Origin of the sequence: Corallococcus exercitus (assembly GCF_042231735.1) — a bacterium.
Lineage (GTDB): Bacteria > Myxococcota > Myxococcia > Myxococcales > Myxococcaceae > Corallococcus > Corallococcus exercitus_B.
Genome location: NZ_CP102577.1, coordinates 2,209,400 through 2,221,762, shown reverse-complemented (window position 1 = coordinate 2,221,762; position 12,363 = coordinate 2,209,400). Strand labels below are relative to the sequence as shown.

The following is a 12,363-nucleotide window of genomic DNA, read 5'->3' as shown; positions in this document are numbered from 1 at the left end:
TCCCTATGATTGCTTCCCTGCTTGCCGCCACGCTGCTCGCCGCCGCTCCCGTGAGCCCGCTCAACGTGGTGAAGAACGGCAACGCCGCCGTGCAGAAGGCGGCCAATGCCCCTGGCGCCACCGTGCAGTCCCTGGCCACCGTCGTGGAGTCCTTCGTGGACTTCGAGGAGCTGGCCAAGCGCGCCCTGGGTGAGAAGGCCTGGGCGGGCCTCAGCGCCGCCCAGCGCAAGGAGTTCACCGACACCATGACGGGCCTGCTGCGCGCCTCGTACGCCCAGAAGGCCATCGGCCAGGCGAAGGCGGACGTGAAGTACGGCAAGGAGAGCGTGCAGGGGACCGAGGCCACGGTCGACACGCAGCTCACCGTGAAGACGGACCAGGTGCCGGTGAACTACAAGCTCTACAAGGCGTCGGCCAAGGCCGACTGGCGCATCTACGACGTCATCACGGACGAGGTGTCCCTCGTGGAGACGTACAGCGGCCAGTTCAAGAAGATCCTCTCCACCAAGGGCTTTGACGGCCTGCTGACGACGCTCAAGTCCAAGCGCGCCCAGCTGGAGAAGGAGACCGCCAACACCAGCGCGGCCTCCGTGAACGAGTCCGCCGCCGGTGCCACGGGCGCCGCGCCGCAGGCCAGGTAGCGGAGCAGGGCAGGGCGCCTGACCGCTTCGCGCTTCACCTCCCGCCCGGGTGCCACCAGCGCCCGGGCGGAAGTGTTTCAGGACGTCAGGCGGGCCGCTGGAACACGCGGTACGTCTTGGAGCGCTGGCCGCCCATGGACTCGATGGCGCGGTTGACCAGGTGGTTGTCCTCCAGCGTCCAGGAGATCTCCCCGCCCGTGTACCCCAGCTCCTTCGCGGTGCGCAGGGTGTCCAGGTAGAGGATGGCGTCCAGGCCGCGGCGCCGGTAGCCCTCCTTGATGCCCAGCGTGAGCAGGCGCAGCCGCTTGAGCTTCCGCGACGCCAGCACCAGCTTCACCAGGCCCATGGGCAGGCCGAACGTCGTGAGCCGCCCGTTGGCCGCCTTGAACGCCGGGTTGGCGTCCGGCAGCGTCATGGAGAAGGCGACGGGCTCGCCCTTCACCTCCGCGATGAGCAGCAGCTCCGGACGCACGATGGCCTTCATCTCCTTGGCCATGTGGTCGAACTCGCGGTCCGTGAAGGGGATGAAGCCCCAGTTCTTCTCCCAGGCCGCGTTGTAGATCTCCTTGATGCGGGCGACCTCGGCGGGGAACTCCTTCAGGTTCACCGCGCGCACGGTGACGCCCTCGCGCTGGCGGATCTTCTCCGCGATGCGCGCCACCTTCTCCGGCGGAGGCGTGGACGACGACAGCTCCCACGCCCACAGGTCCTTCGCCTTGGTGAAGCCGCACGTCTCCAGCAGGCCCGCGTAGTACGCCGGGTTGTAGGGCATCATCAGCGCGGGAGGGCTCTCGTGGCCCTCCACGAGCAGGCCCCAGTCCTGGTTGGAGGAGAAGTTGGCCGGCCCCAGCACGGTGTCGATGCCGCGCGCCTTCAGCCACGCGCTGGCCGCGTCCAGCAGGCCCCGCGCCACGCCCGCGTCGTTCACGCACTCGAAGAGGCCGAAGAAGCCCTCCTTCGTGCCGTGGAACTCCATGTGGCGCGGGTTCTTGATGGCCGCCACCCGGCCCACCACGTCCTGCCCGCGCCGGGCGAGGAACAGCTCCACCTCCGCGTAGTCGAAGAAGGGGTTCTTCTTCGGATCCAGGAAGTCGCGGCGCTCCATCTCCAGCGGCGGGACCCAGTTCGGATCCTCACGGTAGAGCGAGTACGGCAGCCGGATGAACGCCGTCCGGTCCGCCGCGCCGCGCACGGGAGTCACCTGCACGTCGGAGGGCATGGTGGGGGTCGGGGAGGAAGCAGCGTCTTCGTTCTTGGCGGGGCGGGCCATGAGGAGGGCTCAGTTCCTTTCGGCCTGGTTGCCGCCGTCGGAGCCGTCGCCGCCGTTGCGCATGAAGAGCTGCGCGCCCTTCTCCAGGAGCACGCCGCCCAGCTCGCTGCGCTTCTCCCACAGCTTCTTGGGCGCGCCGCCCAGCCGCCGCAGGTCCTCCGGCTGCAGGTTCGCCGCGCGCCAGGTGAGCTGCTCCACCGCGTCGAAGAACTTCCCGGCCATCTCCCGCGACGACATCCGCGACAGCTGATCCAGGGAGAAGCCCTTGTCCGCGAGCAGGCCCGCGCTGCCCGCCGCCCACGTCTCGCTCGCCTTGTTGCTGCGCACCGCGCTGCCCGGCCGGGCGATCTTCACCGGCTCGTACACCGTGGGGCGCGTCTCCGGGATGACGTTGAGCTTGCGGCCGATCTTCTCGAACGTGTCCAGCACCTGGTCCAGCTGCGCGTCCGTGTGCGTGGCCATGTAGCTGGTGCGGATGAGCGCGTGGCCCGCCTCCACCGCCGGCGGAATCACGGGGTTGGCGAACACGCCCGCCTCGTGCAGCGCGCGCCAGAAGCGGAAGCACTTCACCTGGTCACCGATGTGCACCGGCACCACCGGCGTCACCGACACGCCCGTGTCGAAGCCCATGGCGCGGAAGCCGTTGTGCATCTTCTCCGCGATGTCCAGCAGGCGCGCGCGGCGCTGCGGCTCCGCCTCGATGATCTCCGTCGCCTTGAGCGCCGCCGCGATGGACGCGGGCGTCATGGACGCGGAGAAGATGACCGAGCGGGCCTTGTGGCGGATGTAGTTGATGACGTCGAACGGACCCGCGAGCACGCCGCCCAGCGACGCGAAGCTCTTGGAGAACGTGCCCATCACCAGGTCCACGTCCTTCTCCAGGCCGAAGTACTCCGACGTGCCCCGGCCCATTTCGCCCAGCACGCCCATGGCGTGGGCGTCATCCGTCATCACGCGGGCGTTGTACTGCTTGGACAGCTCCACGATGCGGGGCAGGTTGCAGACGTCGCCCTCCATGGAGAACACGCCGTCCGTGACGATGATCTTCCCGGCGCCCGGCTCCGCCGCGGCCAGCAGCTGCTCCAGGTGATCCATGTCGTTGTGGCGGAACTTGCGCTCCGTCGCGAACGACAGGCGCACGCCGTCCACCAGCGACGCGTGGTTCGCGCGGTCGCTGAACACGATGTCGTGACGGCCCAGGATGGACGCCAGCGCCAGGTTCGTCTGGAAGCCGGTGGAGATGACGATGGCCGACTCGCGGTTGAGGAACTTCGCCAGCCGCGCCTCCAGCTCCTCGTGCAGCGCCAGCGTGCCGTTGAGCAGGCGCGAACCGGAGCAGGTGGTGCCGAACTTCTCCGTGGCCTTGATGGCCGCTTCCTTCACGCGCGGATCCGCGGACAGGCCCAGGTAGTTGTTCGAGCCCACCATGATGACCCGCCGCCCCTCGATCTCCACCTCCGTGGCGCCGTGCGACGCCTCGATGGCCCGGAAGTACGGGTACAACCCCGTGGCCTTGGCGATGCGGTAGTCCTTCCAGGTACGGCACTTGTCGAACACGTCGCTCATGGTGGTCTTTCTTACGCGTCGGGGGGTGTGATCCGAGCCGCTTTCCATGTGCAGGGCGCGTTCCAGGTTCGGATTGCCCGGCCGCGTGAACACCCAGGGGGACGACGACGCGAGGGGGTCAATAAAGAGGGAAATCCGCACTGTCAAGGCGGGGACGGTTCCATCGCATCCCATGTGGGGCATCCGTGTCAGGGCGCGCCTTGACAGTCATGCCTCATTGATGGCACGCCGCGCCCCCGAGCCCGCGTTCGCCAGTGGATGCTTCCGCACCCGGGGCACACACGGGTTCACATGGGGAATGGGTTTGGAGGGGCCGTCTGTTCCGGGGGCCTGGATCATGGCCGGCTTATTGCTTCGCCGGTCAGCATCAGAGGAGCAGACGGTGTCCCAAGCACGACGGCAGCGGTGGTTCGAGGGCTTCATCCAGGCAGCCATGTCGCGGCCCTGGCAGGTGCTGCTCGCTGTCGCCCTGGTGACAGCCGCCGCGGGCTTCTTCGCCTCGCGCCTGGAGTTCCGCGGCTCCTTCGTGGAGCTCCTCCCGGAGGGTGCCCCCGAGGTCCGGGACCTGACACGCGTGTCAGAGAAGGCCGGTGGTGACGGGTACCTCGTCATCATGGCCAAGGGCGGGACGCCGGAGGCCCTCAAGACCTACGCCACGGAGTTCCAGAAGCGCCTGGAGGCCCTGCCGACGGTCCGCTACGTCGAGCACCACTATGACGTGGCGTTCTTCCGCCGCCACGGGTTGCTGCTCCTGCCCACGGCGGAGGTCGCCTCCTTGAGGGGGGACCTGGAGGCCCGCGTCCGCTACGAGAAGGAGCGCGCCAGCCCCCTCTTCGTGGACCTGGGCACGGAGGAGGCGCCGCCCACCTTCGAGGAGATCGCGAAGAAGCACACCCCGGACACGGCGCTGCCGGAGACGCTGGCGAACAAGGAGGGCACCGAGGTCTACCTGATGATCAAGCCGTCGGGGACGGCGGGGGACCTGGAGTTCGCGCGGAACTTCGTGGCCGCGGTGTTCGACACCGGCCGCAAGCTCGCGGCGGAGAAGTACCCGGGCGTGACGCTGGAGGCGACGGGCAACTTCCAGAACCGCATCGAAGAGGACGCGGTGATGCGCCGCGACCTGTCCAACGCGGGCATGCTGTCCGCGCTCATCGCAATAGGGCTCATCCTGCTGGCCACCCGGCGCATCTCCGCGCTGGCGGTGGTGGGCGTGCCGGTGGTGGTGGGGCTGGTGCTGACGTTCGCGTTCGCGCAGGGCGCCATCGGCCACCTCAACATCGTGACGGGCTTCCTCGTCGCCATCCTCATCGGCCTGGGCATCGAGTACGGCGTCCACCTGGCGATGCGCTACTGGGAGGAGCGCGAGCAGCACGGCGTGAAGGAGGCGCTGACGGCGGCGGTGCGCGGCACCTTCAGCGGGGCGCTCACGTCCGCCGTCACCAACGCGGCGGCGTTCTTCGTGCTGGTGCTGGCGCAGTTCCACGCCTTCCAGCAGTTCGGCCTGCTCGCGGGCATCGGCGTGCTGATGGCGGTGCTGTCCGCGTACGCGCTGGGCCCGTCGCTGCTCGCCATCGCGGAGCGCATCCGCCCGTACCGCCGTGACGCCGGGGCCGGTGCCACGGCTTCCGCGCCGGTGGCGGCGCCGGCTCCCGCTCCGGCGAAGGAGTGGCGGCGCTGGCCCACGGGCGTCATCGTCGCGGTGGCGCTGTCGGTGGTGGGCTTCGCGGCGTACTCGGTGGGCATCGCGCCCCGGCTGGGCTTCGAGACCAACCTGCGCAACCTGAAGGGCGACTCCCCGGCGTCGCGGCTGGATGACCACATCACGGCGCAGATCGGCGCGCCGCTCAACCCCGCCATCCTCTCCGTGGACTCGCTGGAGCAGGTCCGCGAGGTGGAGGCCGTCATCGCCCAGGTGAAGGCGAGGAACGGCGCCAACTCCGTGTTCCTGCGCACCGCGTCGCTGAGCGACCTGGTGCCCTCGGACGTGGCGGGCCACGCGGCGGAGCTGGGCCGCATCCGGACGCTGCTGGACGGCCTGCCGAAGTCCGCCCAGGAGGACCCGCGCGTGAAGGACCTGCGGGAGATGGTGGACGCGAAGCCCTACGGGCTGGAAGAGCTGCCCGTGGAGGCGCGCCGCCGCTTCGAGGCGCTGGACGGCAAGGGCATGTTCCTCCTGCTGTTCCCGTCGGTGTCCAACTACGACACGCAGGACCTGAACCGCTGGGCGACGCAGCTGGACGAGGTGGTGGCCGGGGCGAAGGCGAAGGGCATCGACCTGGCGGTGCTGGACAGCAACCGCATCGCGGCGCGCATCTTCGCGCTGGTGCGCGGGGACGGGCCGTTCATCCTCTGGTCCGCGGCGGCGGTGGTGTTCCTGGTCATCCTGGCCAGCCTGCGCAGCTTCAAGCGTGCGCTGCTGGTGGCGGGCCCGCTGTTCCTGGGCATGACGTGCCTGGCGGGCGGCATGTACCTCTTCGACGTCCAGCTCAACTTCATCAACGCGGTGGTGCTGCCCAACCTGCTGGCCATCGCGGTGGACAACTCGGTGCACCTGTTCCACCGGTACGAGGAGGAGGGCCCCGGCTCGCTGGGCCGGGTCGTGCGCAACACCGGCTTCGCGGCGGTGGTGGCCACCCTGTCCAACGCGGCGGGCTACGGAGCGCTCCTCGTGGCGAACCATCAGGGCTTGCGCAGCATCGGGCAGATTGCGCTACTAGGGGTTGTGAGCACCTTCCTGGGGACGACGGTGTTCTTCCCGGCCATGCTGGCGTTGTTGGAGCGGTGGAAGGGGCGGCGGTCCGCGGTGGCGGCGGAGTCGGGGGCGGTGGTTCGGAGCCTCAATCTCGGGGGGGCCGGCGAGCTGCCGGTCGAGTCGCCGGGGGAGCGCAAATCGGCGTGAGCATCTGGTCATTCAGCGAAGGCCGTGTGCGGCCCGTCATGGCGTCGTCGGACGAAGGGCTCGTGCGCTTCCGGCAGGTGGACCTCGTCCTGATGGCGGCCTGCTCGGTGGCCGCCCTGGTGTGCGTGGGTCCGGCCCGCTGGGCGCCCGATTCCGGGCGCAGTGCGCTCCTCTTCCTCCTCTTCGCGCTGGGCCTGCCGGCCGTGCGCATGCTGGAGGCGCGCTTCCCGCGTCAGCCGCTGCTCGCCATCGTGGCGGACTTCTGGCTCCTGCCGGTGTCGGCGCTGGCCCACGGGTGGCTGGGCCCCATCGTGGACTGGATGAACCCGCTGGTGAAGGACGCCCAGCTCATCGCGGTGGATCAGAAGCTGTTCGGCTTCCAGGCCGCGGTGGCGCTGGCGCACGTGATTCCGCCCTGGGCCAACGACGTGCTGATGCTCTGCTACTACGGGCACTTCATGTGGCCGCTGCTGCTGGGCATCTACCTGTACGCCCGGGGCAGGGGAGCCACGGCCGGCTTCGACGAGTACCTGCTGGGGCTGGGGCTGCTCCTGGGCTTCAACTACGCGGCGTACTCGCTGGTGCCCGCGGTGGGGCCCCGGTACTTCCTCATCGGCGCGTTCGACGGGCCGGCCACCCAGGGGTGGATCCTCACGCCGCTGCTGGAGTCCATGATGCGCACGCCGGTGTACACCCGGGACTGCTTCCCGTCCGGGCACACCGGGGTGATGCTGGTGGTGCTCTTCTACGCGTTCCGGTTCGCCCGGCGCTTCTTCTGGGTGATGCTCTTCCCGGGCATGGGGCTCATCTTCGCGACCCTGGCGGGGCGGTTCCACTACACCATCGACCTGGTGTGCGCGGTGCCCCTGGTGATGGTGGTGACGGGGTTGGCGCTGGCCCTGTCCCGGGCCGCCCGGCAACGCGCGGTGGAACAAGGCGCGCGTTCCGTGCCCGTGGACGCTATCGTCCGGCCCTGAACCGCCAGCCGGTCGCCCCGGGGTTTCCGGGAGGACGTGCGCTGGCCATCCAAGGCCTGACCCATGTCCCCCCGGCCCGTGCTCGCGCAACGCGTCTCCCGCTTCGGCACCACCGTCTTCTCCGAGTTCAGCGCGCTCGCGCTGAAGCACCAGGCCGTGAACCTGGGGCAGGGCTTCCCGGACTTCGACGGGCCGGACGCCATCAAGGAGGCCGCCTGGAAGGCCATCCAGGGCGGCGTCAACCAGTACGCCCCCGGCGTGGGCGCGAAGGACCTGCGCAACGCCATCGCGGAGCACGCGCAGCGCTTCTACGGCCACGCCGTGGATCCGGACACCATGGTCACCGTCACCAGCGGCGCGACGGAGGCCATCCTCGACGTCATCCTGGGCCTGGTGGACCCCGGCGACGAGGTGGTGGCCTTCGAGCCGTTCTACGACTCCTACGACGCCAACATCGCCTTCGTGGGCGCCACGCCGCGCTACGTGCCCCTGCGCCCGCCGGACGCGGAGCACCCCACGTGGTGGTTCGACCGCGATGAAGTGCGCGCCGCCTTCGGTCCGAAGACGCGGCTGCTCATCCTCAACTCGCCGCACAACCCCACGGGCAAGGTCTTCACGCGCGAGGAGCTGGAGTTCCTGGGCAACCTCTGCGCCGAGCACGACGTGAAGGTCCTGGCGGACGAAGTCTACGAGCACATCGTCTTCGCCCCCGCGAAGCACCTCCGCGCCGCCACGGTGCCGGTGCTCGCGGACCGCACGGTGACGGTGAGCAGCGCGGGCAAGTCCTTCAGCCTGACGGGGTGGAAGATTGGCTGGATCATCGCGCCGCCGCCGCTGCGGGATGCGGTGCAGCGCGCGCACCAGTTCGTCACCTTCGCCACCGCGTCGCCGTTCCAGGCCGCCATGGCCGTGGCGCTGCGGCTGCCGGACAGCTACTTCCAGGAGCTGACGGCGCTCTACACCGCCAAGCGGGAGCGGCTGCTCACGGGCCTGCGCGCGGCGGGGCTCCAGGCGTTCTCCCCGGAGGGCAGCTACTTCATCCTCGCGGACGTCACCGGCTACGGCTTCGCGGACGACGTGGCCTTCTGCCGCCACCTGGTGACGGAGGTGGGCGTGGCGGGCATCCCGCCCAGCGTCTTCTACGGCCCGGAGCACCGGCACCTGGGGCAGCGCTTCGCGCGCTTCGCCTTCTGCAAGTCGGACGGCGTGCTGGATGAAGCCGTGCGCCGCCTGCGCGAGAAGCTGCCCGCCCTCAAGCGCTGACGGGCCGTGAGCGACTTCTTCGGAGAGCTGTACCTGCGCAGCACGCTGCCGTACCTCTCCGAGGCGGTGACGGCCCGGGAAGTGGAGTACCTGTCCCGGGCGTTCGCGGACGTGGAGGGGCCGGTGGCGGACCTGGGCTGCGGCCACGGCCGGCACGCGGCGCGGCTCAACACAGAAGGCGCGCTCGCCGGGCGGGTGGTGGGCCTGGAGCTGGATCCGCTGTCCCTGCGCCTGCGCCGCCCAGGCTTTCCCGTGGTGCGGGGTGACCTGCGGGCGCTGCCCTTCCAGGACGCGTCCCTGGGGGGCGCCTACGCCTGGTATTCGACACTCTTCGCCTTCAGCGACGCGGAGCACGTCCAGGTGCTGCGCGAGGTGGCGCGGGCGCTCAAGCCCGGCGGACGGTTGGTGTTCCAGACGGTTCCCTACGAGCGGCTGGCCGGAAGTCCGGGCGCGTCGTTCCGCGAGCGGTTACCGGATGGGAGTCTCCTGGAGGAGGAGAGCCGCTTCGACGCGACGCGTGGCCGCGATGTCGGCCAGCGTCAGCTCACCTTGCCGGACGGTCGCGTCCTGCGAGCGGCGTACGCGCTTCGTTACTATCCTCTTGCGGAACTGAAACGGCTGTTGGAAAGCACGGGCTTTTCGGTGGAGTGGGTGCACGGCGGCCTGGATTCCGGGCCGATGACACCCGAGTCGACCGACCTCATCGTGGGAGCCGGGCGCCGGTGACGGAGCCCGGGACACGTCCAGTGGATCCGAAAGAGACATCGCGAACGCGGGTCGGCCTGCTGGGGCAACTGCCCCGCCGGGTCGACGTGTACGAGGTCGGCCCCCGCGACGGCCTGCAGAACGAGCTCCGCACGCTGCCCACCCGCGACAAGGCGCGCCTCATCAACGCCCTGGTCGCCGCGGGGGAGAAGCGCATCGAGGTGACGTCGTTCGTGTCACCCAAGTGGATCCCCCAGCTGGCGGACGCGGAGGAGCTGCTCAAGCAGGTGGGCCGCCGCCCCGGCGTCGTCTTCTCCGCGCTGGTGCCCAACCTGAAGGGGTTGGAGCGCGCGCAGGCGGCGGGTCTGGAGGAGGCCGCGGTGTTCATCTCCGCGTCGGAGGCCCACTCCAAGAAGAACATCAACAAGACCATCGCGGAGGCCCTGGCCGGCGCGAAGGAAGTGACGGCCGCCGCCCGCAAGGCCGGCATGCGCGTGCGCGGCTACCTGTCCACCGTGTGGGGCTGCCCCTACGAGGGCCACGTCCCGGTGGAGCGCGTGGTGGACATCTGCCGTCAGCTGGTGGACGCGGGCATCTACCAGCTGAGCCTGGGCGACACCATTGGCGTGGGCACGCCCCGGCAGACGGAGGAAATCCTGGCCGCGCTGCTCCAGCACATGCCGGTGGACACGCTGGCGCTGCACCTGCACGACACGCGCGGCACCGCGCTGGCCAACGCCCTGGTGGGCCTGTCCGCGGGCGTCACCACGTTCGACGCGAGCATCGGCGGGCTGGGCGGCTGCCCCTATGCGCCGGGCGCCGCGGGCAACCTGGCGTCGGAGGACGCGGTGTTCATGCTGCACGGCATGGGCGTGGACACCGGCATCAACCTGGACAAGCTGGTGGAGGCCGGGGAGATCGCCCAGGAGCTCATCGGCCGGAAGCTCGCGGGCAAGTACCTCCAGGCCGCGCTCGGCGAGCGGGACAAGAAGGCCTCCCGCCGCGCGCAGACCTGAAGAGGCCCCCCGCCGGGGACCGCGTGTGACTAGCGGTCCCCGAGCATCACCGTCAGCTGCTCCTCCAGTCCCAGGTGCTGGGCGGCGATCTGCAGCATCCGCCGCTCCTTGCGGTCGATGCGGCCGTCCACCAGCGCCATGTCCACGATGTGGCGCAGGAACACCTCCGCCTCCGGGCTGCCGCGCGGCACCAGCCGCTCGAAGAGCTGGGGCCCGGCGTTGAGCGCCATCTCCACGTTGGGCCACGACACGCTCCAGCGCTCCGCGCACAGCTTGAGCAGGCGGCGCTCGGCGTTCGAGACCTCGCCGTCGGAGGCTGCGATGGACGCCATCATGTAGAGCAGCCGCTCGCGCTCCTTCACGTCCGTCACCACCCGGTCGCCGTCGCCGGAGCCGTCGCCGTGGCTGTCCATGGGCGGGGGCGCGACGGTGCCGCGCTCGGCCTGGCGCCGCTGCTGGTAGCGCTCCGCCTGCGCGGTCACCTGCCTGGCGTGGTGCACGTTCCAGGACTCGAAGGGGAGGGCGGACGCGAGCACCCAGTCACGCTCGCCGTTGCCCAGCACCGTGCCGCAGAACTCGCAGGTGTTGGCCGCGCTGTTGGTGGTGGGCGCGTTGCACTGCGGGCAGCGGTCCGTGGACATACCGGTGTCCGTGTTCGTCTTCGCGCCGTGGCGGCGCAGCAGCGTGAAGACCCAGCGCTGGGGCACCGTGGGCAGGCTGGGCGGCTTCTGGTTCACGGGGCCGATGCCCATGCGGGCGCTCCAGCGGATTTCGACCTGCGCCTCGTCGAAGGACTCCGGGTGCACCTCCAGCGCGCGCACGTCCACCGCGCCCACCGCGCACTCCAGGAAGACGCGCCGGCGGCCCTGCTTCGCCAGCTGGCCCAGCTCCGCGTCCAGCTTCGTGAGTGCGTCCGCGTTGGCGACCTTGGACAGGCGCTGCGTCTCGTTGCGGCTCTGCGCGTCGATCCACTTCCAGAACAAGAGCGACGCGCGGTCCTCCAGCATCTCCAGGTTGAGCGCCGGGTCGGCCTCGCGCGCCTGCATCAGGCCGTCCACCTGCTTGTGGTGGCGCACGTGCTCCACGCCCTGGGTGATTTCAGAGAGCGTCCAGTCGTAGTTGCCGGAGTTCACCACCGCGTTGCAGAACTCGCAGGTGTTGGACGCGCCGCCCTTGTAGGGCGCGCCGCAGTTGGGGCACTTGCCCTGGAACAGGTCCTCGCCAATGCGCGTCTGCGCGCCGGGCTTGCGCACGAAGGTCCACACCTCCGTGAACGTCTCCGGGGCCACCTTGCTGGCGGCGGCCATGGCCTGCGCGTCCGTCTGGTTCGCGGGCACGTCCGTGTCGCGGATGCTGGCGCGCACGCGCACGTGGATGCTGTCGTACCACTGCGTCTGGTGCAGGCCGATGAGCTGCACGTCCAGCACCTTCATGTCCGCCAGCGCGTCCCGCACGCCCTGCGCCTGCATCAGCGCCAGCTGCACGTTGAAGCGCTGCCACGTCGCGTCCGACAGGAAGGGGCGCACCGGCGTCATGTCCCGCCGGAACCAGGACTTCTGCAGCTCGATGAAGAGCCAGCGCACCTTCTGCAGCGTGGGCTCCAGCTCGAAGGACGGGTCCTTGAGCTTCAGCGCGTTCACCCAGCCCTGCACGTCGCGGCCGGACACCTCCGTGCGCGCCTCCGCCTCGCGCTGGTCCAACGCGCGCCGGGTGGTGGCGTCCGGGTGCAGGTTGCGCTTGTACAGCCAGTAGAGCCCGCCGCCGATGACGAGCAGCGGAATGGTCACCTTCGGATACAGGAAGAGGATCCGGATGAGGTCGAAGAGCAGCCAGAGGGGCAGGCCGTCACCGCCGCCGCCGCCTCCACCGCGGTCGCGGCTGGACGTGTAGTGCTCGCCGCCGCCGCCGCGTGCCAGGGCCACGAGGGGCAGGGCGAGCACGAGCAGGGTGGAGACGGTGAGCAGTCCGGGCAGCCACCGCCACGGGCGGTTCGTCGTTGGGCACGAAGACATGGGCGAAATCC

General features: G+C 70.0%; 9 protein-coding genes. 6 read left to right on the top strand and 3 right to left on the bottom strand.

Annotated elements, in window-relative coordinates; translation table 11 throughout:
* The first annotated feature begins 5 nt into the window (after positions 1–5).
* Positions 6–641, top strand: coding sequence for a phospholipid-binding protein MlaC (locus tag NR792_RS08210; protein ID WP_375759512.1), 636 nt, complete (start codon positions 6–8; stop codon positions 639–641).
* 85 nt (positions 642–726) lie between these two features.
* Here NR792_RS08210 and NR792_RS08205 read toward each other — a convergent pair whose 3' ends face one another.
* Positions 727–1,911: an N-acetyltransferase gene (locus NR792_RS08205; protein ID WP_375759511.1), complete on the bottom strand. Its 1,185-nt coding sequence runs from the start codon at positions 1,909–1,911 to the stop codon at positions 727–729.
* Between the two features lie 9 nt (positions 1,912–1,920).
* Positions 1,921–3,477 (bottom strand): aminotransferase class I/II-fold pyridoxal phosphate-dependent enzyme, encoded by a 1,557-nt coding sequence (locus tag NR792_RS08200; RefSeq protein WP_375759510.1) that lies wholly within the window; start codon positions 3,475–3,477, stop codon positions 1,921–1,923.
* Between the two features lie 433 nt (positions 3,478–3,910).
* Here NR792_RS08200 and NR792_RS08195 point away from each other — a divergent pair, with 433 nt between their 5' ends.
* The 5 genes from NR792_RS08195 (at position 3,911) to NR792_RS08175 (ending at position 10,340) form a co-directional block, all read left to right on the top strand.
* Positions 3,911–6,379: an RND family transporter gene (locus tag NR792_RS08195; protein WP_375761588.1), complete on the top strand. Its 2,469-nt coding sequence runs from the start codon at positions 3,911–3,913 to the stop codon at positions 6,377–6,379.
* Positions 6,376–7,356: a phosphatase PAP2 family protein gene (locus NR792_RS08190; RefSeq protein ID WP_375759509.1), complete on the top strand. Its 981-nt coding sequence runs from the start codon at positions 6,376–6,378 to the stop codon at positions 7,354–7,356. Before NR792_RS08195 ends, NR792_RS08190 begins: the two co-directional genes overlap by 4 nt.
* Positions 7,357–7,419: 63 nt before the next feature.
* The gene (locus NR792_RS08185) at positions 7,420–8,619 is read left to right on the top strand and encodes an aminotransferase class I/II-fold pyridoxal phosphate-dependent enzyme (protein ID WP_375759508.1); all 1,200 of its coding nucleotides are present in this window, start codon (positions 7,420–7,422) and stop codon (positions 8,617–8,619) included.
* 6 nt (positions 8,620–8,625) lie between these two features.
* Positions 8,626–9,345 carry a class I SAM-dependent methyltransferase gene (locus NR792_RS08180; protein ID WP_375759507.1) on the top strand — a complete coding sequence of 240 codons (720 nt, stop codon included), beginning with the start codon at positions 8,626–8,628 and terminating at the stop codon, positions 9,343–9,345.
* 20 nt (positions 9,346–9,365) lie between these two features.
* Positions 9,366–10,340: a hydroxymethylglutaryl-CoA lyase gene (locus NR792_RS08175; RefSeq protein ID WP_375759506.1), complete on the top strand. Its 975-nt coding sequence runs from the start codon at positions 9,366–9,368 to the stop codon at positions 10,338–10,340.
* Positions 10,341–10,369: 29 nt separating this feature from the next.
* Here NR792_RS08175 and NR792_RS08170 read toward each other — a convergent pair whose 3' ends face one another.
* Positions 10,370–12,352, bottom strand: coding sequence for a TIM44-like domain-containing protein (locus tag NR792_RS08170; protein ID WP_375759505.1), 1,983 nt, complete (start codon positions 12,350–12,352; stop codon positions 10,370–10,372).
* Between the last annotated feature and the right edge of the window lie 11 nt (positions 12,353–12,363).

Coding starts and splice junctions, on each gene's coding strand:
- NR792_RS08205 (WP_375759511.1), bottom strand. CDS start 1,911: ATGGCCCGCCCCGCCAAGAACGAAGACGCTGCTTCCTCCCCGACCCCC.
- NR792_RS08200 (WP_375759510.1), bottom strand. CDS start 3,477: ATGAGCGACGTGTTCGACAAGTGCCGTACCTGGAAGGACTACCGCATC.
- NR792_RS08185 (WP_375759508.1), top strand. CDS start 7,420: ATGTCCCCCCGGCCCGTGCTCGCGCAACGCGTCTCCCGCTTCGGCACC.
- NR792_RS08195 (WP_375761588.1), top strand. CDS start 3,911: ATGTCGCGGCCCTGGCAGGTGCTGCTCGCTGTCGCCCTGGTGACAGCC.
- NR792_RS08210 (WP_375759512.1), top strand. CDS start 6: ATGATTGCTTCCCTGCTTGCCGCCACGCTGCTCGCCGCCGCTCCCGTG.
- NR792_RS08170 (WP_375759505.1), bottom strand. CDS start 12,352: ATGTCTTCGTGCCCAACGACGAACCGCCCGTGGCGGTGGCTGCCCGGA.